Source organism: Bacteroidia bacterium, from assembly GCA_040880525.1.
GTDB lineage: Bacteria > Bacteroidota > Bacteroidia > CAILMK01 > JBBDIG01 > JBBDIG01.
The window spans coordinates 1-26281 of sequence record JBBDIG010000028.1 but is presented as its reverse complement, the minus strand read 5'-3'; the positions used below and the strand labels follow the sequence as shown (position 1 = coordinate 26281).

The window sequence follows — 26281 nt, the reverse complement described above, 5'->3', positions numbered from 1 at the left end:
ACGATCATCAATTGTAAACCGTACCTCGAAATTCAAAAGAACCTCACTCCCTCATCTCCACCAGCGTAATCCCCTCGCCACCCTGCATCTCACTCTCCGATTCGTAGCTGCTGACCTGCTTGTGCTGCTTCAGGAGGTTGCGGATGGCGGGGCGGAGGATGCCCTCGCCTTTGCCGTGGATAATGCGCAGGCGCTTTTCGTTGAGGAGGTGGGCCTGGTCAAGCCATAATTCTACCTGGTTCAGGGCTTCTTCCGCACGCTGGCCTCGGACATCAATAGAGGGCGAAAAATCCTGGGCGGCTTGCATGTAATTATATCGAGCGCCCCTTCCTGGGGAGGTGTCTTTGTCCGCATCTTCTGATACCTGGAGTTTGTTTATGTCCACCAAGGTTTTGATGCTGCCGAACGAGACGAGTACTTTGTTCTTGCGCACTTCTTCCACAACACCCGTCAGCGGGTTGCTGCCCATCTTCACGCGGAGGCCGGGCTTTACATCCTCCGGCTTCACGTTTTTCAGTACTGGCTTGGGTTTACGGATTATTTTCAGGTCTTTCTCTATTTGCTGCTTCTCCCGGTTCAATACATCCTTCGCTTCTTTCACAATGTCTCGTGACTCCTGTTGTGCCGTGCCTGTTTTCTTTTGTTCTTCGCGAATCTCCCGAACCAGGTTTTCAAGCTTTCGATTGGTTTCGTTCAGGTGTGCCAGCGCCTTCTGCTTGTTTTCCTCCAGTATTTTATGCCGGTTTTCTTCCAGGTCCTGCTTCAGCTTGGTGTAAGTAGAGATCAGGCCATCCAGATGTTTTTCCTTTCCGGCAATGGCCTTGTCCCGCTCCTCGTATATCTGCCGCTCCTTTTCGAGGGAAGTCAGCATTTCTTCCATTGAGCGGGCACTTGTGCCTGCCAGCTTCCGTGCAGCATCAATCAATTTCTTGCTCAGCCCTATTTTATGGGCGATCTCAAAGGCATAGCTGCTGCCCGGTTTCCCGGTCTCAAGTTCGTAGGCAGGCGAAAGCGTTTGGTGGTCGAACCGCATGGCTCCGTTCAGCAGGCCGGGCGTGTGTTCTGCCAGCATTTTCAGGTTGGCGTAGTGCGTGGTGGTGATGCCGTACGCCCGTTTGTGGTTCATTTCTGTGAGAATGGCTTCGGCTATTGCCCCGCCAAGTTGGGGGTCAGTGCCGGTTCCGAATTCATCAATGAGGAAGAGCGTACGGTCAGAGGCGCGGCTGAGAAAATTCTTCATATTACTGAGGTGGGAAGTATAGGTGCTGAGGTCGTTTTCTATGCTTTGCTGGTCGCCAATATCAACGAACAACTCACGGAAAATTCCCATACGCGAATTCGGTTTTGCCGTTACCAGCATCCCGCTCTGCATCATCAGTTGGAGCAGCCCCACCGTCTTTAAACAAACCGATTTACCGCCAGCATTTGGTCCGCTAATTACGAGGATCCTGTGTTCGTGTTCCAGCTTCAGGTTAAGCGGAACGATGGGGGCGTTCTTGGCCTGGTGGCTAAGGAACAGCAGCGGATGGAACGCCTCTTTCAGGTCAATGACCGGCTCCTTTGCTATTGTGATCATATTGGCACCAATGTCCCGAGCAAACCTGGCCTTGGCCCGGATAAAATCCAGCCTGGCCAGGATGCGCTGGTAGCGCTTGAGGAGATCATAAAAGGGCCGCACTGAAGCTGTAAGTTCCCGCATAAGGCGATATATCTCCCTCCGCTCCTGTTGCCGCAGGTCAAAGACCTCATTGCTGATCTCGGTGGTTTTTTCCGGCTCAATGTATACGATGCGGCCGCTGGCGCTTTCATCATGGATGATGCCTTTTACTCTGCGTTTGTGCTCTGCCAATACGCTCAGAACGCGCCTGCTGTTCTTTATGCTCTCCTCTCCTTCTGCCAGATAGCCGCCAGCCCGCCCCTCGCGCAGCAGCGAATTAAACTTGCTGCTCAGCTCGCGCTCCTTCCCATCGATTTCACGTCTTATTTTCGTCAGCACTGGCGATACGTCCGGGCGGATGTTGCCTTCGTTGTCCAGCACTGCCAGGATCAATTGGATGATCTCCCTTTGAAAAGGATCTTCCGCAACCAGCTGGTATAGTGCCGGGTACATTTCTTCTGTTTCACTCAGGAAAACATAAATGCCGCGACAGGTGAGGCTCACGTTCAGCACCTCCAGCATTTGCTCAATGCTGAGCACCGAATTCTCCAGCGGCAACACCTTTAACTGTGCTGAGAGGTCGAGGTAATGATCAGCGGGAAAGTTGCCTCCCGACTCAATAATGCGCTTGAATTCATCTACCTGTTGCAGGCGTGGGACAATTTGCCCTGCCCGGGTATATACCTTCAACTTTTGCAACTGCGCCACACCTAAGCTTCCCAGGCATCGCTGCGCTATAAGTTCCAGGATTTTCTGAAACTCCACCTTGTCCTGCGCATCCGCAGGAAGGGTGGTGATGTACTCGGATTTAGTTTTATGGTTGTTGTTCACTTTAAGTTGCTTGCTTGAATAGACACGAAGACACAATGATTCGAAGTGTTTTGTTTAATAGCATCATGCAGATATAGCAACGATTAGTGTACCAGCGTTGGCACTGCCCCGGCTTGTAATATTATCTATCTACGTTTTATTAGGACGGAGAGCAGAAAATATATGGAAGCTGAGAAAGGGCATTAAAGGCGAAACAGTCTATTTTATTTCCTTTAATAGGCTTTTTATATCCTTTGCATCTACCGCATAAGATGCAGGGGTATACACATGATAAATAATTTCGCCATTTCCAGAATTTATCACCGTAACAAATTTATCGGTACTTCCCTTCACATAAACCAAATAATAAAATGACTGATCACTGTTCAATATCATTTCATTTAGATCTTCATTGGAAAGTACTTTATAATTGTATTCATACTTGCCCATAAGCTCACTTTCCGATCTTTTCCGCTCGGTCCCGCTAAATGAACCCCACTTCAGAAGGGAGTATTCCGGAATATATAATGTTTGACCTTTTAATTCTTTTAAAGCTTCTGCATTTGAAGTTTCCTCATATAATTTGCGTTCTTCTCCTATCTCTAAATATTTAGTAAGCATTTGAAGCTGATTTTTTAAAAATCCTGGTCCCCAATTTCGAAGATGATCTTCTCCATGATACTCCATTTTAAACACATCTGTGTTGTTAATCAGAAGGTGGCGATCAGGAAATATTTCAATATGTGCCAGCTCTTGCACCTCTATGTCAGCTATTTTCCTGGGCTTTTTATTCAAATTTTGATCCTCAGGTTTCCATAACGATAAATAGAGATGAGTGCTTCCTGAAAGTTCTGAAGATGTTGCATACCATTGAAGTCCAAGAAAAGTATTATTTGGCTCCATATAATTAATGATCTCATCGTATCTGATAAAATCAATAGGAGACAGAGTCCAGTATTTCTTATAAATGGCAATAAATGGTTGACTAGCCGGGGCCTCCGGATCATTCATTAAAACATAGGTAGTTCCGCCCTTCAACTGGTCTTTATCAAAATCTTCGGATATAAATACCTGAGATTTAGTTGATGAAGATATTAGCAAGCCATTGAGAACGACAAAAATTAGCAACAGATTTTTCATGATTTTTTTGCGCAATATCAACAATAATATTGAATGATCCCGGAAGAAGGTCTCAAAGATTCACTAATTTTTTACTTTGTGTGGCTTAGCGCCTTGCTGACTTTGTGTCTGCCACAATATCAGTCATTATTTTTTCCAGACTGCTTTCATCCTTTGGGGGTAAAGCACGAGCTGGATAAAATTTAGCTCAAGGTGGTCCAGAAAGTAAGATTTTCCCAACGATTTAATTGACAAGGCCGGTGTATAACGGACATTGGTGCGGAGGATAAACCATTCCACATCAGTGGGTCGAATATCCCATCCGGCCACTATGCTATACGAGATTTTTTCCTCGCGGATATGGGTTACGGTGTTTCCAAAGTCCTTTTCTTTTAATTGAATCGTTTCGAAATTGGCGCCTGCACCGGCAAACGGTACAAAGCCTTTATAATCCCATAAGAATTTAAAAGCTTCCAAAGAGAGCGCCTTTCTTTTAAGTTCATGTCGCAGGCCATAGGCTTCCTGGTAAAATCGCATCGGCCTGAAGGCTAACCGCAGAGCAAGATCCGGTTTGCGGAAGTAATAGCCAACGGCAATATCGGGAAAGACGGTAATGGGCAGGGGTGCCATCAGGTAGGGGCGTTCTGTTTGCAGAAACGGTGAGCGGGAAATGGGAAAGGAGGAGGAAACGCCAATGCCAAACGAGAATGCTGAAAGGGCATTCCGGCTTTCATATTTCGCTTTTAACTGCTGCTGAATGGCCCTGCTGGTTTCGCTTCCGGCATGGCGGGTGAAGTCGAGCAGGTATTTGTATTTTAGCGCCATTCCGACTGGAGGGAAATTCAGGCGCACGAATTCATTCCTGCCGGTTGGGTAGTCCCAGGAATCTCTGGGCAGCCACAAGAGGGAGGCTTCGATGATCCTGTATTTCCCGGTGATATAGCTTATGCCTCCTTCCACGCCCAAAATTTGACGGTTGAGGAGCGGCCCTTCTTCTGTGGGGTTTTTGTTTTGTTGCTGATAGCTGATGCTGCTCCAGTTTATGCCTGCAAATGGCCGAAAGCTGTTTTGGCGAATTTTTATTGGATAATACCGCGCACCCGTCATAATGCCGGTGGAGAGATTTGTTGCGGCTGTTTTCCCTGGTAATTCAACACCGGGCAGGAAGAAAGAGACATAGAAATCGGCCCGTCCCCAAAAGTGCATTCCTCCCATATCAAGATAGGGAGTCAGCTTGCCGGGCAGGCGGACGGTTTCCGTTGCGCTGCCATCGCGAATAGTGGTGCTCCCGGAGCCGGGCAGGTATTGTGCGCCTGCACCAAAATAGGTTTGCGCAAAGGAGTATTGATCGTTCTGTGCCTTTGAATAAAAGGTAGTGGCAAATAGCGATAAAAAGAGTAAGACAACCGGCTTTCCCATGTTTAGAGGTCTGGATTAAGAATATGACAGATGTGTCAAATTTATGATCAATTGCGGCCTGGAAAATATGCCTGGGACAGGACACCGAATAAAGGGACGAATTGCATGTTCAATTCTCCATTTATGGCCCTTCTTACCGTACATGGAATTGCCCGGTTAATGTACTTACTTTGAAGCTTTCAAAGGTAAATGCGAAAAGAAGCTAAATTCTTCCCGTTTATAAAGACACATGGCTATGTTCAAGGAAATACATCTGACCAACTTTTTCAGTTTTCAGGAGGGGGAGATAAAGCTGGAGGCTGATGTGAATCTGCTTATCGGGATCAACGGTTCAGGGAAATCCAACCTGTTCAAAGCGCTTGATTTGTTGAGGAGCGGAATGAAAGGAGGGCTTGCTGAAATTATCCGGGATTGGGGAGGCTTTGACAATATCTATTGTAAGTGCCCTGGTGAAACAGAGCATCCCAATAGTATAGGATTGAAATTTATATTGGATAAGAATTTTCTCTCACGCTTTAATTATTATTTTCAGGACGACATTGAGTACACAATTATTCTCAGGAAAAAACCTTCTTTTGATAACTATGACATCGTAGAATGGGTAAATTCAATAAAAGATAATGGGCAGGATTTCACGCTGTTAAGTTTTCAGCATGGCTGCGGATGGATTTATGAGAAGAAAACAAAGAGTGAAGAAGTCGAAGAGGAATTCGAACAATACGGAAGTGGGAATTGGCACCGGGTCAACTATGACGACAAAGAACCAGAGGAATTAGTACTCTCCACAATTGATGACTCTGACCGGTATCCTGCACTAACGGCACTAGCGAAAGCACTGCGCTCAATTGATGTATACAATTACTTTAACACCAAAACGGATAGTCCGCTTCGCACTTCAATAAAAGCCACCGGAGAAGAAAAGTTACAACGGGAAGGGGAAAATCTGTTTCCTGTTTTAAATACGCTTGATATAAAACATCCAAGAGTTTTTGATCAACTTAAGGATCATTTGAATATCATAAATGAACAGTTCATTGATTTAAAATTCCAGCAATTCGGGAGCGGAGTTTTTCAGGCATATTTAAAGGAAAAGAACCTGAACAGCGCCATTCATGCGGCACAAGTTTCAGATGGCACATTGAAATTTCTTTGCTTACTTGCCATACTTCTCAATCCATCACGGGGAGCAGTCATTTTTATTGACGAACCTGAGAAAGGCTTACATCCGGACATGCTGAGGGAAATTGCATCTATTATTCTTAATTCAGCCAAAGAATCACAAATTATCATCGCAACCCATTCCCCTCAGTTGCTCAATTTCTTCAAAGTGCGGAACATTCGTGTTTTTGAAAAAGACGAGGAAAATAAAACCATTATCAAAACATACAACGAAGAGGATTTTAAAGAATGGTATAATGAATTTGCACCGGGTAACCTTTGGGAGAAAGGTGAGCTTGGAGGTGTAAGGTTTTAAGAATGGTTCAGGTAACGATCATATCAGAAGGAGCAAAAGAACTAAGAACCGGATTTGGAGTTCTTTTCCGCAATATTTTTAAAAATCATAAAATTAAAATCTTACAGCTCGGACCAAAGGCAGAAGCTATCAAACGCTTCAAAAAACGAAGTGGGATGACAGCGGGTAATTTTATTCTGCTCATTGATCTTGATGCCCCGATTACTAAAAAGGAGCAGCAGTTAGCAGGCATGTCCCTTTCTTCATTTAAAGAAGATGTTTTCTTCATGGTTCAGGAAATGGAAGCTTGGTTTCTTTCTCAGCCGGAGGTATTGACCGATCACTGGGGAGAAGATCTTTTCGGTGCTTACCGGAATAAGGATGCGATGATTATAAATAATCCTGCTGCTGAGCTTCAGAGAATCACAAAGCGGTCCAGGCACGGAACTTACCATAAGATATCCGATGGCAGTATTTTGCTCGGAATGATTGACCCTGAAAGACTTGAGGTAGATTTTCCTGATTTTAAAGAATTGGCCAAGCGTATAAAAGGATAAATAAGTAACCTCCCAAATAAGTGCTTTACCTGAGAAAAGCTCATTCATCCAGTTTCAATTCAGGTAATTCTATTTTCTGAAAGTCTCTTTCGCCTTTTCTTTCAGTTCCCGGAGCAGATGGTGTTCTTCTTCTTTAGCGCTCATCAGGTCGTAAACTGCACCGGCTGCAAAAGCGTATACGGCATGGTGGCCTCCGTCAATGGCCAGGTTCTGGGGTTCCATTTCTGTGGCTTGCGGAGCGTCCGTCATGTTTGGCACCATTGCCAGTTCAGCCGCCCATATTGCAATCCAGTGTATAGCTGAGGCGGGCAGCCCTCTCAGGCCGGCCAGTTCCATCGCGCCCCGCATCAGGCCCCATGAGGTTCCGTAGCTCCAGTGCATTACCTGCGAAAACCTGGCTTTCCCTTCAGGATTGCGGGGTTGGACGCCCAGCACTTTTCCGCCTACCCTGCTTGGTGCTTCGCTGGCACCGCTGCCGGTAATCTGTTGTTGCATCATTTGGGAAATGGTGATGGCGGCTGTTCCTGCAAGGCCGGCAAGAAGTCCCTTGCCAATGGCCATTGCTAATTTGTTGACGATTCGGTCGTTACTCATGTCTTGGCGTTTGATTATATGTTTAATCCAAAAAATGCCAGGCCGGAAATGTTTAGACTTTACCTTAATTTTCTCAGTAGCGTAAGGTTTAAACCCTACGCTACTGAGCTACTGAGCATGGCGGGTGCGACTAAAAAGCAACTGCCAGCAGAACAATTGAGTGCCTTTCCATTAAAATACCAGTAGAATCTTCATCCTTTAAGTATTTAATAAAATCGCTGCTTGCCATTAAACCTATTCAATAATATTATCCTTCTACTTCACCAACAGCTTTCTTCCCGTGGCCAGCGTATCGCCTGTGGCGGATATAAAACTGTATATATAAGTACCGGAAGTGAAATCCTGCCGCTGTATTTCTATGAAAGGATTGCTGGTTTTATCATTCACTTTCACTTCCTTCGATATTTGACCTTTGGAGTTCACAAATATGATCCTGCCTGATTCTGCGTTCCGGGGCAGCCGGTAATAAATTCGGGAAATTCCTGTCATGGGATTGGGCTGTGGTGATGAAAGGAGGTCGGAGATTTCAGCGGCAGGCTGAGGAACTCCGGTGGGAATGAGGCTGCACACGTCCAGCGTATAAAGCTTCCGGCCAAAGCCGAATAGTTCCTCGTCAGTGATATATACACGGCAATTGTCCAGGAAATCTATCCCTTCTTTTTGGGTCATGGCAATATCAAATGACAGCATTTCACCGGAAAAGAAATTGCTGCCGGAAAAGCCTTTAAAAACATAAATGCGCGAGTAGCTTAGCAGCACCAGCATTTTATTATCGTTGCTCAATGAAGCTGCGGTCACCTGTCCGCTCATGGTGTTCGCATCCGTAAAAAAGCTGTCACGCAATACCGGTGTCTGCATTCCTTCTTTTACAGGTAATACATAGCGCTTGGTGTAACCGGTATTAGGAACAGAGTAGTTTTTTGTAAAAAGATGGATCGAATCATTGAGCCACACCATAGCTTCCACGTCAAAGTTTTTTGCGGGAGCGGGCGGAGGATAATCGTTCTGGTCAGGATAGCTGTATTCGATAATATCTGCGATAGTTGTATCGCTGCTGAGGGTTACAGGATTGGGAATTATGTATATCCGCAGATACATTCGTTTATTGTCGTTATTCCCAAATTCGCCTATGTATAAATTTCCATCATCGTCTTCGGCAATGTCTTCCCAGTCTTTATTGCTGGCATTGCTGATGTGCAGCGTCCGGATCAGTTTTCCGGTGCTGTCAATGCAGTAAATATTCGGATGATCGCCACCGTCATTGTGGCTCCAGAATTTATTCGCATCAACCGTAATAAGGCCCGATGATTCCTTAATCGCATCCGGCAATGAAGCCACCTGACGGGGATTAATTACCTGCGCAGTACCTGCCAAAGGCAGCAGCAAAATCAAAAGAAAAATGTATTTCATGTCAGCATTTAATTCAATTCTAATTTAAAAGATTAATTTTTTTACTTAAAACCGATGATTGGGGTAAGAGATATTGGAGGCTAAAAACCATAATAACCCAGGATTTAAATCCGGACAATTACCGTTTCAAAAATTTCCCGGTTAATTCTCCTCCTGAGTGGTTATTAATATTAAAAAAATAAAAACCAGGTGGCAGTGAAGCCGCAGAAATAATATGCTCTTTTTGTCCTGCCTGGATTTCTTCTGTCCTCATCTCTTTACCAAGAACGTTGTATATCCTGATGGCTGAAGTTTCATTTGGAATTTCAGAAAAAACCAGGGATAAGTTTTGATTTACCGGGTTTGGAAATACCTTAATTCCCAAGGCGGAATTTGTTTCTTTAATTCCGGTGTACCTAATACCCGCGGTGTCAAGGGTATACATCATCAGGAGCACCATCATTTCATCATCTGAGGTTTCTCCCCAACCTACCGGAGCCGGACCGGTGTTTATATACTTTGCTTCGTGGATAAGGCCATTCTTAATATCCAGTTCCTTCAGGGGTTCGAAATACATTACAGGCGGGTGCTGATAATCATAACTTCCACCCGTGCAGCCGGGAATGCCTCCCGGGCAGGATGCATCGAAAATATGCGTGCCCCGGTCGCCATTGGGCAACCGTTCAAAAATATCGTAGTCAGTGCCATATTTATGAGTATGTGAGGAGAGCGCCCACATAAAGATATTTTGCTGTGAAGAGGCATCTCTCACCGCCTGGCTGAAGGTATGCTCTGTGCCATCATTCGGAATATTAATGCTCGTATTGGCCTGAAGTGCAGTATACATGGTGTGCTCGGCTGTGCCTGAAGGCTGCGTAAAAATATTGATATAGACATCGCAGGCCATTACTCTGGAAGCTGAATAATTGATGTAATGCGTATTGAGATCAAGCTTGCTGCCGGCTTCCCAGGGGAATGCCGTATTGTGGGGCAACTGGACCGTATCCGGTTCCTGATTGGCCACTACGAATTCCGTGTAGAAGTGGGCATTCGCTTTTCGTAGCCCGTACGGACGCTGGTTGTCCATTCCGTTCAAATAATGAAAGAGGATAAAATGGTGCGAATATCCCTCGCCCATGTGGGTTTCCACACGCGTCACCTCTATGTCGTTTTCAAGTTGCGGGTCGTATTTGCTGAAATATTCTACCTCTCCCTGGCCCTGTCCTGCCGGTTCCACAAAGAATGGCCCCAGGTGAATCTGGAAACCTTGGGAAGGAGAGGGCGGAGCCGGAATGGTGCTCAACGGACGAAAGCCTTCGCCATTGTAGTAGCGCCTTATCAGATTTGTGTCCGCCACATTTCCGGTTTCGGGTGCTCCCATCAGGATCCATTGTCTTATCAACTCTATTTTTTCATCTTCCAGTGGTGTCCCATTTTCGGGCATCGAACTTCCTTCCTGCGTATGGAGGGTTACATCCGGTTGAAGGCCATTGTTTATTTTTTTAAAAAGAAAGCTTTTGTACGGATGGCCGGGAAATACGCGCTTCAGTTTTTCCTGCTTCGCAAAACCGTTATCCGGCTCAGCATTAAATAAATTAGAATAAACATCCTGCATTTTGGCCTGTAGCGTGGCGCCCTCTCCCACCAGATCTAAATTGGCTTTGGCCTGGCTACCGCTGTGGCATGAACTGAAAGCACAGGAAGTTTGGAATATACTGTATACCTGCCCGTAAGTAGATTGGGCTGAGGCTGAAATATAACTTGCAGCAAGTATAATGACGGGCAGTAAGCACTTTTTCATAAACTTTATTTTTGTGATAGGAAGTTGTGAACAAAGATAATCAAGAACGGGGAATGGCCCTGAATGGTTACAGCTACCGGTTTTTATGTTATTTTTCAGATGAATAAATAAAGATCTGAAGAAAATTCCGGCTATCTGCTGCGCTGCCGGTTTTTACGCATCGTGGCATTTTACACAGATGTTGATAACCTTTAGAATATAAAACCAATAGCTGCGCGCTTAATTGCCGAATTTTGTTGCTTTGAAACGGCATCCCATGTTTTCGTTGATTTTATAAATTTAAAGGAGCACTGATGAAATTTCTTCCGGACCTATTGGAATCTTACGTAGAAGCGCATACCACACCGGAAACGGAGGTGGAGCAGAAGCTTAACCGGGAAACGCATGCAAAGGTGATGTTGCCTCAAATGCTGTCCGGCCACCTGCAGGGAAAGGTGCTGGAGCTTTTCAGCCTTTTGGTGAAACCGCAATTCGCCTTAGAAATCGGGACTTACACCGGCTATTCTGCATTGTCCCTTGCAAAGGGAATCAGGCCGGGCGGAAAGCTCATCACCATTGACATCAATGAAGAACTGGAGGACATGGCCAGGAAGTATTGGAAGGACGCAGGCGTAAACGAACGAATAGATTACAGAATTGGCGATGCGCTTGAAATCATTCCTGACCTTGATGCTAAATTCGATCTTGTTTTTATAGATGCGGATAAGGTAAACTACAGCAATTACTACGATTTAATTTTTGATAAAGTGCGCAAGGACGGGATTATCATTGCCGATAATGTGCTATGGAGTGGCAAAGTTGTTGAGCCGGAACCCGACAAGGATACCCGCGCCCTTATTGCGTTTAACGATAAGATTCACCAGGATGAGCGCGTTGAGAATATTCTGCTCCCCATCAGGGATGGCCTGATGATAATTCGGAAACTTCGTTAAATACTATGAAAAATTATCTGCTGATACTGGCGCTGTTGCTTCCATCTCTTATGGCGAATGGACAGGCCAGAAAATACACCACCGAAGAATATATTAAAATTTATAAGGACCTGGCGATAAGCGAAATGATGAGAACCGGAATACCCGCCAGCATCAAGCTCGCCCAGGGGGTTTTAGAATCCGGTTCCGGAAACAGCGAGCTTTCGCTAAAAAGCAATAATCACTTTGGGATCAAATGTAAAAGCCATTGGACGGGCCGGAAAACATATTATGATGATGATGAAAAAGGCGAATGTTTCCGGGTATATAATAAAGTGGAAGACAGCTACCGCGACCATTCTGATTTCCTGAGTGTTAATACTCGTTATGCATTTCTATTTGAATTTGATAAAACCGATTATAAAGCCTGGGCAAAGGGCCTGAAGAAGGCGGGATACGCCACCAATCCCAGGTATCCTGAGTTGCTTATTGGAATTATTGAAAAATATGATCTGCCACAATATGACCTGATTGCCCTCGGCAGGAAATTGCCTGTCGCAGATAATGAAAACAGTGACGGAATTTCTATTACTCAAACTTTGGTATTTAATGGAATCCCTGCCGGGCGCGTTTTGCCGGGCGAAAACATGCGCACGTTTGGAGAGCGCCATGATATGCGCGAATGGCAGGTGCGGAAATACAACGACCTGGAAAAAAATGCAAACATCATTTCCGGATCTATCCTGTATCTGAAACCGAAACGGGGCCGGCCCGCACACAAACAGCATAGCGTGCAGGCGCAGGAGACCATGCACTATATTTCGCAACTTCATGGCATCCGGCTAAAGAAACTCCTGCGGAAAAACCGAATGGCAGAAGGGCAGGAACCCGCAGTGGGCGAAACCATCAGCCTCAGAAAAAAGGTGAAGCAGCCGCCAAAACTTACCAATCCTGATTTAATTAAAGAAAAGAAATATGTGGGGCTGGAAAATGCTGTGGATGAAAACGGCAGCAAACCGGATAAAAAACAAAAGCCGCCAAAAGATCAAAAGAAAAGGAAGCCTGAAGAAACTCCGGTGAAGGAAGTGCCACGGCCTGAACGGCCGAAACCGGAAGAGACCACTGCAAAAGTGGAAACAGAGGAATTTAAAGCAGTGAAGGAAGAGGAAATTACCATTGCCGAAGAGCCTCAACCGGCCGAACTGGTGATCCCGGAACCTGACAACCGCAATGATAAACCGGCAACCGTTCCGAAAGAGACGGAATTAACCGTAGAGCCTGAACCCGCTCCGGAGGAAAAGGCAGCCCCGGCTACCGCAGAGCAGACACCCCAGGCAGATCCGCAAACGGACACAGCGGGATGGAAAATGCACACCGTACAGCAGGGAGAGAGCCTTTATTCCATTTCTCGGCAGTATGACATTAGTGTAGCTGAACTCCGGGAAATAAATATGATTGTGGGCAACGATCTCAAAATGGGGCAGCAGTTGAAGGTGCAACTTCCCGCGCCTGCACCAGAACCGGTCTATCACGTGGTAGAGCAGGGCGAAACGCTCTATGCCATTTCCCGCAGGTTTGAAGTGAGCATGGGCACGCTGATGGACCTCAATGATCTATCCGGCTTCGACATCTCCGTAGGCCAAAAGCTGCGAATAAAATAACCCCCAAATAATCCCTCCCCCACTAATTCACTGATCACTGATCACTAATTCACTGCTCGCTGATCACTGATCACTGCTTCACTGATCACTAATTCGAATAAGTGTATGCCTTTTTAACTTTTTGGGTAAATAAAAACCCCTGGCTGTTTGCACCAAATGCCCCTTCACCTTCCAATGCCGCAGCTATTGGTTCCACGCTTTGTTTTGCCACTATCATCCTGCAAATCTCAAGGGAAGGTAAAAACCGGGCTGCTGCTTCTCCGTTGCCTTTAAATTTCATTGCGCTCAGCGTGGCTCCGGAAGCCCCGTTTTGCATGGCAACCTTAACGAGGTCAGCACCGTATCCCTCGTTACAGACCAGATTCAACTCAGTTAAGTCCTTCAGATAATTCAGGTTTGCTGAGGCTATTCTGTCCACCTTCGATTTGCGCCACCCTATGCCGCCTTTTAAGGAATCAATCGCTGAAATGATCTGCTCTTGTGACGCTACCTGGCCGCTGGCGCCTGTTGAAATTTTTGTATTAACAAAACCGTAGCGAACCGGAAAATCATAAATAAACCCTTTGCCGGGCTGACTCAGTTTCCCTTTTATGATCATCAGCTCCATTACGGCCTCCACGTCATACTTGCTCATCATCAGGGTGATGATCTCCTTCTCGGCTGGAATAGTGATGCGAAGCAGTCCCAGTTTATCGCGGAATCCCGTACCTGAACCGTACGTTAAAACCGGAACGCTGATACCGGAATCCAGCACCAGGTAGGCAATTTCATCTCCGTGGCCCCGCTGCACAATACAGGAAATTCCTGACAGATCTGAATGAGGCACAAAGGTTCCATCATGCTCATACCTGAAATCTGAATTCCTGATAATATCATCATGCTGCCTCAAAATCCCTGATTCTGAGGAATATACCGAACCTTTGCCGGGTGTGGCAAAATTAAGCTCGTCATCTATTAATTTTAGTGCATTTATTTCTTCTTTGGGAGAGACAAAAAAATTAAGCACTTCAAAAGGATCATTTATTAATTTCTTTTTATCATCAATAGAGAAAATCGCTTTTTTATCCTTCAGCATGTTTGCTCTCCCGTTTTCAATATAAACAGCACGGATGCCATTGAAAAAAAGTTTCTCCACGAGGCTGGTGATGTATTCTCTGTTTACCACCGCATTGATCCTGATCATGGCATTTTTTACCATTTTTCTTATTTATTAATTAAAATATAAAAATCAGCAGGTTCCGGAAATCGTAATTTTAATTTTCTATACTTTAACTGCTTTGCTTTCGAGTTCCCGCATGAGCTTTTTTCTGCGGCTGTTCACTACAAGGCCCATCGTTAAAACACTAATAATAGGACAAACGGAGGCCATAGAGAGAATGCCGAATCCCTCAACCACACCTACCTGCCCGCCAATGCCAAGCCCCATCGCCAGAACGAGGGGAACCGTAATGGGCCCGGTCGTTACACCGGCACTGTCCCACCCGATATTGGTATATTCTTCAGATGATAATTTCGTGATTAACATTAATAACAGATAGGGAGGAATAAGCATCCAGAATAAAGGAATATTCCAAATAATCTTGGCTACGCCCAAAGCAAGTCCTACGCCCACACCAATGGCAACCGCCTGCATAAGGACCGATTTCGGAAATGTTCCCACAGTAATTTCTTCAACGGTAAGGCCCAGGGCGTTTAGTGCAGGCTCCGCCAGCGTAGCGCCATATCCCATCATAAATGCAAAAAGTATTACCACGATCATTCCTCCAACTCCGCCTGCCACGCCAAAGAGCGGCCCTCTTTCCGGAATATACAGATAAGTCTTTTTCTTCTCATCATAATATTGCTCATCAAAGGGAATGGCTTTATATTCCTTGTCCTTCTTTGCATAAAAAAATTTATTGATGGAGCCATCTTCCTGCAGTGCTTCATTTACCAGGCTTTTATCAAAGTTTTGAAGTAGTGTTGTTTCATCCTTTAATTCAATGGTACTGAAGGACGCTGGCAGGTTTTGGCCTACCTGGCCTCCCAGCCGGGACAGGCCCATCTCAATGCCGATGTTGAATATGGCCATGCCGATGAGCGCGAAACCTATTCCCAGAAATATCTCGTCAGGTTGGGGCAGCTTGTCCCTTATTACTAAAAAGAATATTAACAATAAAAATAACGTGAGCGGGATAATTGCCTGAAATGCTGCAATGCTGTTTCTTGTAATTACATCCCAACTGTTTAATGATGGCATTGTATAATTACCTCCACGGCTTTTTCTGAATTTCTGCATTTCTTCAGGACTGCCAAAAACCAGGTTTATTACCTGGGCATTATTACTGGCTGCGGCCCATGTTTTAAATCCGGTTTCCTCCGGCCCGGCAACCACAGCCTGCAATTCTTTATCAGCCTTTACCTTGCTGAGATAGGCCAGGAACTTTTCCTGATCATTATCGAAAATTTGCATGTAGACAGCGGGGTCTGTATGGGAAAGCATATATCCGGTATAGGCATCATAGCTGTCAAAAAGCCCGGTTACTTTCGGATTATCATGCTGGCGGGCAAATTCTGCTGCCGATAATGGTTGCGTAATGGAGGAGAGATAGAACATGCCAATTCCCAACACAGCTATGATGGGAAACAACGAAGCCAGCGTAACCGCGCCAAAACCTGCCGCTCCCTGCTCTGAACCGCTGCCGGTAATCCGGCTGATGCCGATACCCAGCGCCAGCACAAGCGGAACGGTAACCGGCCCGGTCGTTACACCACCGCAGTCCCAGGCCAGGCCCAGCAAATAAAATAAGTTCGGATCTAAATGCGCATACAGCGACATGACGGAAAGCAGTCCCACCAAAATATAAATAAATGGCTTTAGCGACCAGTTATAAATATATCGCAACATGCCAAAAACCACGGCAAGGCCAACGCCCACTCCTACAGACATCACCAGGATATCCGCATATTTATTCAGCATCAGGAAAAGGAGCGGAGCTTCCCACGCCTTAACAGATGAGCCGGCCATCTTCAGAACGCCAATGGCAGGCTCGGCAAAAGTGGCCCCAAGCCCGAGGATAAATGAAAAAATAATGATCACCGGAAGCTTTGACTTTTGCGGCAATTTGATTCCGATGATCTCCCCGAGCGGCATGAGCCCCAGCATGAGCCCCTCCATAAAAAATGTGAGCCCGGTAATCACCAGCACCAACCCCACAGATATCCAGGCTGCATCAGCGATGGCAATTCCGAGCACCAGCACCTGAAACAAAACGAGGTACGCGATGATCAGGGCAACCGCCTTTATTTGCTCAAGAAAGCGTTTCCGGGCATAAAGAAATATCATCATGAATGCTTGCCGGAAGCCGACCCTGATCCGTTTCGATGCTTTGTTCATGTATGTGCGTTGCCGTTAACTTGTTATTCGGCCAAAATTAATTAAACCAAGATTATACGATAAGAAAATTGAGCGGTGTCCGGTAGCTCTGAGTTTGGAACAAAAGGTTTCAAAAGGTTTTTCTTAAAATTTCAATCATTTCTTGAAAAAACTTTAAGATTTAAAATACAATATTAATGTATTCATTACGCTGAAAGCTTCCCCATCTCAGTAACTATGGTAATTTTCGCTCCTTAAAATTAAAACCGGCTTATGCGCATATTACTCTTTTCACTTCTCCTCGTCCTTAGCGGAAGTATTGACTCTACCACGCCTTTCGAGAAAAGCAACGGCCTCGAAAGCGCTACGTATGACGAAGCCATATCATACTACCGGCAACTCGACTCTACCTACAGCGAAATAAAACTCCTGGAATATGGCCCAACGGACGTAGGAAGGCCGCTTCACCTCGTTGTTATTTCCAGCGATGGCGAATTTAATCCGCAGAAAATAGAGGAAAGCGGCAGGCGCATTTTGCTGGTAAACAATGCCATCCATCCCGGTGAACCCTGCGGTGTCGATGCTTCTATGATGCTGGCCCGCGACCTGATGGAAAAGAAGGAAATGCAGCGGCTTCTGCAAAATGTGGTGGTGTGCATTATTCCCTTTTATAATATTGGCGGGGCGCTGAACCGAGGTTGCTGCAGCCGGGCCAACCAGGTGGGTCCAAAGGAGTATGGCTTCAGAGGCAATGCCCGCAATCTGGACCTCAACCGCGATTTCATCAAAGCTGACAGCCGCAATGCCCGCAGCTTTGCAGAAATATTTGATGATTGGAAACCGGATATTTTCGTAGATACGCACACCTCCAATGGCGCGGATTACCAGCACGTGATGACGCTCATCAGTACGCAAAAGGACAAACTACACCCGGTGCTGGCCACATACCTGGAAAAGGATCTTGAGCCTGCGCTTTATAAACGGATGGCGCAAAAGGGCTTTCCGATGACGCCTTACGTAAATACGCTGGCCACAATTCCGGATTCAGGGCTGGTGGCCTACCTGGAAACACCACGATACTCAACGGGCTATGCTGCGCTCTTCAACTGCATCGGTTTCACGTCCGAGGCCCACATGTGGAAACCCTACAAGGAACGGGTGGAAGGAACCTATCATTTCCTTGAAAGTCTGCTGGAAAAGATGAACATCAACCACAAGGAAATCGGCTTGCTGAAGGCAAAGGCCGATCTGCTGTCATCCCGCCAAAAGAATTTTCCCCTCCGGTGGGAGCTGGATACATCACAAAAGAAGGACATCATTTTCCAGGGCTACGAGGCCACATGGAAAGAAAGCAAGGTGACGGGAACAAAGGTGGAATCATACGACCGGGAGCGTCCTTATCAGCGGAATATTCCTTTTTATAATAGCTACAAATCCATGGATTCAGTCACGGCCCCGGTGGCCTATCTCATTCCGCAGGCCTGGCAGGAGGTAACAGAGCGGCTGATGATCAGCGGCATCCGCCTCAAGCAGTTGCTCCGGGACACGGTGCTGGAAGTGGAGTACTATCGGATCACGCGCTATGATACGCGACCCCGCCCTTACGAAGGACATTATCTGAATTATGATATCGAGACCTCCGTCCATACGGGGGAAATCACGTTTTATCAGGGCGATTATGTGGCGTATGTAAACCAGCCCGCCAACCGTTTCATCGTGGAGACGCTGGAACCACGCGCCCCGGACAGCTATTTTGCCTGGAATTTTTTCGATGCCGTCCTTTCCCAGAAGGAATATTTTTCGCCATACATTTTTGATGAAACCGCTCACCGGATGTTACAACAGAATGCAACACTGAAGCGTGAATTTGAGCAGCGGAAGGAACAGGATTCCATGTTTGCCAAAAGCCCGTGGGCGCAATGGTATTTCATTTACCAACAATCAGAATTATATGAACCGAGCCATAATCGCTACCCTGTGTACCGGCTTATTACAGATGCATTGCTGCCGTTGCGCGAGTGATGTTCCCTTCGTCCTTCTAAACGAAACGTAATGAAGCGAAGAACCTGATTATTTACGCATTTCAAGATTAACTCCACCAGATCCTTCGGGATGCGCAGGATAACGAGCTTGAAATAACTGTATGCCTTTTCTACACGGAGAAGTTGTCGCAGAGGATCCCATCTTTCCCCTAAATTTGAATGTTCAATTTAAATTAGAAAAGCAGAACAAATGGAACTTTTTCTCGTCCTTACACTCCTCATAATGGGGCTGGCCCTCATTCTAATCGAGGTATTCTTCGTTCCCGGTACCACCTTCGTTGGCATCATCGGGTTGGTGCTGATGGTGCTGGGCATTGTGCAGGTATTTGCCAATTATGGATCTACATGGGGCATTGCAGTGAGTACGGTAGGTTTGATCATTTCACTTACGGCCATTATAATTGGATTCAAGAGCGGAGTGTGGACAAGCTTTTCCAACAAAGAAAAAATAACCGGACGCGTGAACCTGCTGGAAGAAGATATTGTCAGGAAAGGCGACAAAGGCGTTGCGGTTTCAGACATCAGGCCTGGCGGAAAGGCCCGGATCAACGATTTCCTGCTGGAAGTAAAGTCGCTGCGAGGATTCATTGATGCCGGCTCTCCCATTGTAGTGAGCAAGATTGATGTGAATTCGATTACCGTGGAAGAGGTGAAGGAAGGGGAAGAGGAGGACAAGGCATTAAATGCTTAAGTTTTACTATCGTGCTCACACAGGGAACGTTACAAGTAATAGAGCGAATTCTTGATTTTCAGAAGTTATTAAAGAACTATATTTTATCGATTAGACAAGTTCATAAAAATTAGAACAGAACAACATGATTCATGTTGTCCTGTCATTCCCGCGAAGGCGGGAATCTCCTGCCCCGTGGAAACTTATGCAGAATGTACAACAGCAGGCACCCGTGCAGGAGATTCCGGATACTTCGAGAAAAATGAAATTCCGGAATGACAATAAATATAAAATAAACTAATTGGATTTTGTCTTTTACTACCAGCCCAATATCTCTACAATTTTCCTTTGCCAACGAAGTTTCCAGTCCGAAGAAGCGGCCTGCCTGTCCTATGCTAAACTTTTTCAAAGACGATACGGTGGTGATCCCAAATGCCGCGCTCGAAAGCAACACGGATGGGCGCAATTTTCAGGTTTTCGAGGCGGTTCCTCATTTTAGCATCTGTGAGAAATTGTGGGACCAACGACAGGTAAGCCTGGTATTTTTTCCAGCCAAAGGACTTCAGCCTTTGCCGCCAAACTTTTATCGTTTCTATATAATCTTCCCGGCCGGAATGGCTCGTTACGAGTTTAAAGCAGGGCTGGGCTGAACATGTTAGATGGAAAAGAAATATTTCACCTTTTCGGGGTTCACTGAAATCGTTCCCTGGTTTTGGGTATATTCCTTTCATCACACGAAAAGCTTCGCTGTTGTCGTAGAATTGCTATTTTTGCACTTGTCTAAGAGAAGGAACTTTTTCAATTAAGTTTTTAAGTTTTTAACAGAATTAACGACAGTTCTTCAATGAATTGCTCTCTATTAAATTGTGAAATAAATGCTATCGCTATATATTAATGCAGAAGAGATACTGGTTAAGCGTAAAAGAATACCAGTGGGCTTAAATATCAGGCTAACCTCTGGTGAAGATTTATTGATTAGCGGTGCTAATGGGTCTGGCAAAACAATGTTGTTTAAAGCCCTGGCCGGACTTATTCCTTTCACGGGCGAGTTCAGAATTGAAAATGAAAAGGAGCCAACTCAAAACCAGAATCTAATTAGTTTTTGTATTGAAAACTATTTTGAACCCAATCTCACCGCAAGCGATAATTTGGCAATTGCCAGATATATTAAAAATGATAGAACCCAATTTATAAATAATCTTATGGAAGGATTGAATTTCAGTACTCAATTAAATAAGAAATGCGGAAGTTTATCTGCTGGCAATAAGAAAAAATTACACATCATTGCCGCCTTTGTGGGGCAGCCGAAGATGGTTTTTCTAGATGAACCTTTTGCAAACTTAGATGAAAATTCAGCAGGTTCATTATTAAACTGGTTTAAAGATCATCTTAGTCACGGAGGCATTCTTATTTACAATGACCCTGCCGCTGACAGTGTGGTTAGGGCGAAATACAGCTATAAACTTCCGGGTCATGAGGCTTCTTAGGGTTTCCCTGCTTCTAAATAAAGTTTCAAGAAATGCCGTTTTCTTCGGAATTGTCTGGCTACTAATGGCTTTGTTTATTTTAGCAAATGCCTATTCCATTAAAGGCTCTCCTGAATTTACAGAACATTTCAACTATGAACGAAGTATCAATGCTTCTTTAAAGTTTACATTTTATGGAGTGCTGTTGGGTATGTGGGTCGCTTATGATTTGGCCTCATTATTCCGGAATGGTATGATTAAGCAAATTCTGGTATTAGGATATTCAAGGCTTCAGCTTCATCTTATGCTATTGGTAAATGCTGCAATAAAAGTTCTGGCCTTGCTGCTTTGTCTTACTGGTACCGTTCTTATTATCAATTTAATCCTGTTCAGCAATTCCTTTGATTTTTGGTATATATTTAATTTCAATTTGCTCTTTCAGTTTTTTGTATTTAGCCTTTATGGTAGCATTGCCCTTTTTTTTATTAGTCTATTCAAGAGTTATCTGGGGTTAGTATTTATTATTATCTATAATTTTTTAGAGCATTTTTTAATAGGCTTTTGTTTGAATATATTAGAAGTTGACTTAAGAAATTATTTACCTCTTAGCTTAACTCAAAACATTTTAAATGAAACCTCAAATGGTTACGAGGATTTTTTCATTTTTGCGCTTTATTTGATCGCCTTTCCTATGGCCTCGTTTCTTCTTATTAAGAAGAGTAAATTCTACTAAATCCCCCACCTGGTGCGAGCATTTGCCCGTACCTTCACGTCAGGTTGATGCAGCAGCTAATTTGGCAATAGCAGCAAATATTCTTACTTTTCACTTAGCTGATGCACGTGTCTAACGACAGCGTAAGGCGTGCCTTGTTTGGCGATCTACAAAGCCTCAGCCCCAATCCTACGCTGTCAATTCTACCTTCAGCAAACCTTTCATACCAGCATAATCCCGGGCTGAGCTATAGCGGTAGCGTACCGGTCTATCCACTATTTCAGCTTCTACAGGACTATTGTGAATATAATCAAGCTTTGGTCAAAAAAAATCCAGTTTACATTAATTCCATGCCCAAGATAATTAGGTATGTTTGCATTAATGAAAAACAACTCTTTTATAAAAGGAACCCTGGCCACTTTAATCCTTAAATTGCTATCGGACAACGGGCAGGTGTATGGCTACGAGGTCATTCAGAAAATTAAGTTGATAAGTGACGGGCAAATGCTCATTACCGAAGGAGCATTATATCCGGCCTTGCATAAGCTGGAGCAGGAGGGGCTTTTGACTACAGAAACAAGAATGGTGTCGGGGCGGCAAAGAAAATATTACTCGCTAAGTGCCAAAGGGAAAAAAGCCACTGCCACCAGATTGCAGCAGTTGCAGTCATTTCTTGGACAGGTGCAGTTAATTCTTTCGCCTAAAAAACCATATAAAGTATGGAACCGGAAAAGTTAGAAGTCATAAAGAAGTACCTCAGCTTTAATGATGTTAAATATTATGACGTACAGGCTGAATTAATTGACCACTTTGCTTCAGCAGTTGAGACAATGGAGAAAGAACATCCTGAGCTATCCTTTGAAGAATCCCTCTTTCGGGCGCACCGGCAGTTTGGCGGTCAGCAAGGCTTTCAGGTTTATATTGATAATACAGAAAAGAATGTAAGAAGAAAAACGCTCAAATTAATTGGAAATGCCCTTCTCAGCTTTTTATCGTGGCCTTACGCGTTATTTACTTTTTCGCTGGCAGCCGTCTGGCATTTCGTACTGCCCCTTATAAGCAATAAAGAATATTATGTATTGGGTTTTTACGGTGCTATGATTATTGTGACGGCCACAAACCATTGGCGTCTGAGAAAGGTGAACATTTTCTTGCCTAAACGTGCCTGCAATATTATGACATTCATTGTTTATATTTTAATAGCGGGGCCGATGATGTTATTTCTGGCCAATCAGGGAAATCATTATTTAAGTGTAGTGATATTTGCATTTAGCTCCTTGTTTTTGGTCGTTTTTATAATGCTTCCAAAACTTACAATTGAAGAGACCAGGAAACTTTACCCGCAAATAGCATAGAATTGTCCTGTCCTTCCAGCGAAGGCGGGAATCTCCTGCCTTGCGGAAACTTAGGCAGAATGTACAACAGCAGGCACCCGCGCAGGAGATTCCGGATATTTCGTGAAAAATGAAATTCCGGAATGACAATAAATATAAAATAAACTAATTGGATTTTGTCTTTTACTACCAGCCCAATATCTCTACAATTTTCCTTTGCCAACGAAGTTTCCAGTCCGAAGAAGCGGCCTGCCTGTCCTATGCTAAACTTTTTCAAAGACGATACGGTGGTGATCCCAAATGCCGCGCTCGAAAGCAACACGGATGGGCGCAATTTTCAGGTTTTCGAGGCGGTTCCTCATTTTAGCATCTGTGAGAAATTGTGGGACCAACGACAGGTAAGCCTGGTATTTTTTCCAGCCAAAGGACTTCAGCCTTTGCCGCCAAACTTTTATCGTTTCTATATAATCTTCCCGGCCCGAATGGCTCGTTACGAGTTTAAAACAGGGCTGGGCTGAACGGATAATATGCTCTATCCCATAAGGCAGCCATGATCCTGGAAATTCATTCATGATCAGCGCCATCAGGTATTCCTTTGAGTTTTTATCTGCATTAATATCAAATTCATCGAGGCTTATCATTCCCTTTCCAAACACCATGGTTTGCACAAAACATCGTCCACCAATGGGCAACAGATCGCTTACAGTTTTAAAGAAATCCTGGTATACCTGATCCTGCCGGCCCTCCTTGTAATCCTCCACAGAGCAGAAATGCTCGAACGAGCCGATGGAAGCCACAGCATCAAAAGTCCCGAAATCCTGTGAGGTTATCGTCCGGCAATCCTGGATGTAAACTTCAAACCCCTGCTGCCTACAAGCCGCATGTTGCGCTTCTGACAGCGTGAGGCCAATGCCTTCAGCCTTGATCTTCCGCAGATAATTGAGGAATGGCCCCCATCCGCAACCAATGTCCAGCACCCGGCTTCCTGCGGTAATATTTAACTGTTCTGCAATAAATCTGTGTTTCCTTTCCTGGGCTTCCTCAAGACTGAGCGAAAAATCCCCGTCATATTTTGCGCCTGTAAAATCGGCCATCTCTCCAATGCTGAGGCGCCATATTTTATCCATTGTGCTATACGAGTAATCAATATCAGCTTTTGATGCCATGCATTCATCCTTTTTTCCGCGAATTAAATAATTTCCTGAATCAAATATTCTCTCCCGTTAAATTCAAATTTATCCCCAACCCTCTTGTCTTTAAACATCTGGCCAATGGGAGAAGCCAAAGATATAGCATAAACCACTTCATCGTTCACTGTAATTTTTCCAAGTCCGATGGAGATAAAATACTTTCCATGGTTGGTAACCACGAAGCTGCCCGGTTCGATTTCCTCTATTTCCCGGCTTATATTGAGTCGGGTAAGCGCTTTTTTCAGTTCGAGTGCATTATTTAATTGAGTGTCATAATTCTCCATCTCAATTTGCATCATCGCTCTGCCCGTTTCATATTGATCGCCCGCAGAGCTTTTTGTGTCGCTATCGCGGGATTCTTTTGCAGACTCAAGTGCCCGGCTCGCTTCCGCGATCTTTCGGTCCAGCAATTCATGCAGGTGCCGGAGTATTTGTTCTTTAATTCCTGTTTGGGAGTTCATCGGTCTTTTATGTTAATTCATTTGGCAGAGGCAAACAACGGCAATAGAGGATGGTTCAACCATTCCCGGTTTTTGTTTCGGGTGGTGGAGGAGCCGGAAGAAGTTTCTTTTGTTACGGTAACTTTTTTTATGTATGATGTTCGCCAATGTTTTTTGTTTATCATTTCATTAAATTCATAGTTTGAATTATCATTACTAAATAATTAATGATTTAACTTTTTTATAAAAGTATACATACCAGTAATTTCTGTGCTTCTCCGGGCTTATGAATAAATGATGTGCCTGTCCCATTCTACGTTTTTTTGTTAAAGAATTATCACCCGTTTGGCTGATAATTTATACCGTGCCACTACCTCGTCAGCACTACATAGTCCCAGATCAATTTTTCTATAAATTGGGCCGGGTCAGATTCCTTCGGAGTGATTCCTGATTCCTGCCGGATTCTCTCCACAAGTTCGGTCATGGCCGCGCGGTGGGCGGGATTATTATATTTCCGTGTGCGGTCAAGCACGTTCTTGATCAGCAACATGTCCTTTTCCGCTAATCGCCTGACTTGCGGATAGGTGATCTCATGCGGTTGCGATTCGTTTATGGCAAGCACATCACGTAGCGAAACCCTCAATGAAGGGCGAAGTTTTATGACCGTGGTATGCGACAGCCTGCCACCCAACCGCTGATTGTTTGGGGAAGAACTGATGAGCATAGCTGCCACACCACCCAGCGTAAAGTAAATGTCAATGATCCTGAAGCTCCAGCGAATGAGGTAATCCCCGATAGTGGCTTCCCTCCCACTGATCTTCACCACCTTTGTACTCAGCACCTTTTTTCCCAGCGTTTGCCCGTCCATAAGGATCTCCGAGGCCAGCGTATAAAAGAAAAACAGCAGGGAGATAAGCATTATCACCATGTTCTGGCCTATCAGCGAATGGGCTATAAGAATGAGAATACTGCCGAAAAAGATGATGATGAAATCAATCAGCCAGGCGAGGATGCGATCGCGGAGGGGCGCAAGCTCATATTCTATAACTACCTTTTGCGTTGTGGTGATCCTGATGGTTTTGGCCATCGTTTACTGCTTCTTCAGGTTTTCATCCACAGGTTCCCACAGCTCTACCTTGTTACCTTCGGGATCCAGTATCCATCCGAATTTGCCATAGTCATAATGCTCAATTTCGCCCACTATTTCCACGCCCTCCTTTTTGAGTTGCTCCATGAGCGCCTCCAGGTCGTGTACCCGGTAGTTGAACATATACGGCTTGGTGCTGGGTGCAAAATATTTGGTGGTCTGGCTGAAAGGGCTCCAGGCCGTGTGGCATGTTTTGCCAGGATTGCCTTTTTCGCACCATTCAAAGAGGCCGCCATACTCATCTGTTTTTATGTCCAGATGGTCGGCATACCATTCCTTCATATTTTCGGGGTCCTCGCATTTAAAGAATACGCCTCCCAATCCTGTAACTCGTTTCATGCTCTCTTGTGTTTTTGTTGAGGGCAGCAAAGTAGCCGTTGTATGTCATATTTCCTAAAGTATAAGCCCACAATTTCAATCAGCAGCCTTTATGTTTGCAGTTCATTAAAATATAAAGACTTATGAAATCATTGAAAATTACAGGGAGCGTACAGTGGTCCTTAGGATCTGTAACGAAATAACCTGTACATTTGAAGAAAAACAAATGTATGGTT

Annotated in this window: 23 protein-coding genes; 11 read left to right on the top strand and 12 right to left on the bottom strand. The window is 44.9% G+C overall.

The genetic code is table 11. The features are described 5' to 3' along the window. Positions 1-43: 43 nt before the first annotated feature. From WD077_08120 to WD077_08110, 3 genes are all read right to left on the bottom strand, one after another. A complete protein-coding gene (locus WD077_08120; GenBank protein ID MEX0967190.1) occupies positions 44-2488 on the bottom strand; it encodes a Smr/MutS family protein in 2445 nt (814 codons plus the stop codon). 198 nt (positions 2489-2686) lie between these two features. After that, a complete protein-coding gene (locus WD077_08115; GenBank protein ID MEX0967189.1) occupies positions 2687-3607 on the bottom strand; it encodes a hypothetical protein in 921 nt (306 codons plus the stop codon). Positions 3608-3733: 126 nt separating this feature from the next. Next, positions 3734-5005 (bottom strand): hypothetical protein, encoded by a 1272-nt coding sequence (locus WD077_08110; protein ID MEX0967188.1) that lies wholly within the window; start codon positions 5003-5005, stop codon positions 3734-3736. Between the two features lie 235 nt (positions 5006-5240). On the opposite strand from WD077_08110, the gene WD077_08105 reads away from it, so the two are divergent. Further along, positions 5241-6479, top strand: coding sequence for an AAA family ATPase (locus WD077_08105; GenBank protein ID MEX0967187.1), 1239 nt, complete (start codon positions 5241-5243; stop codon positions 6477-6479). Between the two features lie 2 nt (positions 6480-6481). After that, positions 6482-7015 (top strand): DUF4276 family protein, encoded by a 534-nt coding sequence (locus WD077_08100; GenBank protein ID MEX0967186.1) that lies wholly within the window; start codon positions 6482-6484, stop codon positions 7013-7015. A 69-nt stretch (positions 7016-7084) separates the two neighbouring features. Here the strand turns inward: WD077_08100 and WD077_08095 are convergent, their stop codons facing one another. From WD077_08095 to WD077_08085, 3 genes are all read right to left on the bottom strand, one after another. Next, positions 7085-7609, bottom strand: a complete 525-nt coding sequence (locus WD077_08095) for a hypothetical protein (GenBank protein ID MEX0967185.1) — start codon at positions 7607-7609, stop codon at positions 7085-7087. Positions 7610-7864: 255 nt separating this feature from the next. Next, positions 7865-9019, bottom strand: a complete 1155-nt coding sequence (locus WD077_08090) for a hypothetical protein (GenBank protein MEX0967184.1) — start codon at positions 9017-9019, stop codon at positions 7865-7867. A gap of 118 nt (positions 9020-9137) precedes the next feature. After that, positions 9138-10799 carry a T9SS type A sorting domain-containing protein gene (locus tag WD077_08085; GenBank protein MEX0967183.1) on the bottom strand — a complete coding sequence of 554 codons (1662 nt, stop codon included), beginning with the start codon at positions 10797-10799 and terminating at the stop codon, positions 9138-9140. A 293-nt stretch (positions 10800-11092) separates the two neighbouring features. On the opposite strand from WD077_08085, the gene WD077_08080 reads away from it, so the two are divergent. Then, positions 11093-11731 carry a class I SAM-dependent methyltransferase gene (locus tag WD077_08080; protein MEX0967182.1) on the top strand — a complete coding sequence of 213 codons (639 nt, stop codon included), beginning with the start codon at positions 11093-11095 and terminating at the stop codon, positions 11729-11731. A gap of 5 nt (positions 11732-11736) precedes the next feature. After that, a complete protein-coding gene (locus WD077_08075) occupies positions 11737-13371 on the top strand; it encodes a glucosaminidase domain-containing protein (protein MEX0967181.1) in 1635 nt (544 codons plus the stop codon). Between the two features lie 88 nt (positions 13372-13459). On the opposite strand, the gene WD077_08070 is transcribed toward WD077_08075, so the two are convergent. Both WD077_08070 and WD077_08065 read right to left on the bottom strand, forming a co-directional pair. After that, on the bottom strand, positions 13460-14569 hold the full coding sequence (locus WD077_08070; GenBank protein ID MEX0967180.1) for a hypothetical protein: 1110 nt from the start codon (positions 14567-14569) through the stop codon (positions 13460-13462). A 63-nt stretch (positions 14570-14632) separates the two neighbouring features. Then, positions 14633-16747 (bottom strand): DUF1538 family protein, encoded by a 2115-nt coding sequence (locus WD077_08065; GenBank protein MEX0967179.1) that lies wholly within the window; start codon positions 16745-16747, stop codon positions 14633-14635. Positions 16748-16999: 252 nt separating this feature from the next. Between WD077_08065 and WD077_08060 the strand changes: the two genes are divergently transcribed. The 7 genes from WD077_08060 to WD077_08030 all read left to right on the top strand — a co-directional run bounded on the left by WD077_08060 (position 17000) and on the right by WD077_08030 (position 22971). Then, positions 17000-18748, top strand: a complete 1749-nt coding sequence (locus WD077_08060; protein ID MEX0967178.1) for a M14 family metallopeptidase — start codon at positions 17000-17002, stop codon at positions 18746-18748. A gap of 210 nt (positions 18749-18958) precedes the next feature. Then, complete coding sequence (locus WD077_08055) at positions 18959-19459, top strand: nodulation protein NfeD (GenBank protein ID MEX0967177.1); 501 nt, start codon at positions 18959-18961, stop codon at positions 19457-19459. Positions 19460-19830: 371 nt separating this feature from the next. Beyond that, positions 19831-20088, top strand: a complete 258-nt coding sequence (locus tag WD077_08050; GenBank protein MEX0967176.1) for a hypothetical protein — start codon at positions 19831-19833, stop codon at positions 20086-20088. Positions 20089-20313: 225 nt separating this feature from the next. Continuing rightward, positions 20314-20925 carry an ATP-binding cassette domain-containing protein gene (locus WD077_08045; protein ID MEX0967175.1) on the top strand — a complete coding sequence of 204 codons (612 nt, stop codon included), beginning with the start codon at positions 20314-20316 and terminating at the stop codon, positions 20923-20925. Further along, on the top strand, positions 20912-21637 hold the full coding sequence (locus WD077_08040) for a hypothetical protein (GenBank protein MEX0967174.1): 726 nt from the start codon (positions 20912-20914) through the stop codon (positions 21635-21637). Before WD077_08045 ends, WD077_08040 begins: the two co-directional genes overlap by 14 nt. Before the next feature lie 360 nt (positions 21638-21997). Beyond that, positions 21998-22354: a helix-turn-helix transcriptional regulator gene (locus WD077_08035; GenBank protein ID MEX0967173.1), complete on the top strand. Its 357-nt coding sequence runs from the start codon at positions 21998-22000 to the stop codon at positions 22352-22354. Continuing rightward, complete coding sequence (locus WD077_08030; protein MEX0967172.1) at positions 22336-22971, top strand: hypothetical protein; 636 nt, start codon at positions 22336-22338, stop codon at positions 22969-22971. Before WD077_08035 ends, WD077_08030 begins: the two co-directional genes overlap by 19 nt. A gap of 242 nt (positions 22972-23213) precedes the next feature. Here WD077_08030 and WD077_08025 read toward each other — a convergent pair whose 3' ends face one another. From WD077_08025 to WD077_08010, 4 genes are all read right to left on the bottom strand, one after another. Next, entirely contained in the window at positions 23214-24116 is a 903-nt protein-coding gene (locus tag WD077_08025; GenBank protein MEX0967171.1) for a class I SAM-dependent methyltransferase, read from the bottom strand. 23 nt (positions 24117-24139) lie between these two features. Further along, the gene (locus tag WD077_08020; GenBank protein MEX0967170.1) at positions 24140-24601 is read right to left on the bottom strand and encodes a 3-oxoacyl-ACP synthase; all 462 of its coding nucleotides are present in this window, start codon (positions 24599-24601) and stop codon (positions 24140-24142) included. Between the two features lie 349 nt (positions 24602-24950). Continuing rightward, complete coding sequence (locus WD077_08015) at positions 24951-25667, bottom strand: RDD family protein (GenBank protein MEX0967169.1); 717 nt, start codon at positions 25665-25667, stop codon at positions 24951-24953. A 3-nt stretch (positions 25668-25670) separates the two neighbouring features. Continuing rightward, a complete protein-coding gene (locus WD077_08010) occupies positions 25671-26066 on the bottom strand; it encodes a VOC family protein (GenBank protein MEX0967168.1) in 396 nt (131 codons plus the stop codon). Between the last annotated feature and the right edge of the window lie 215 nt (positions 26067-26281).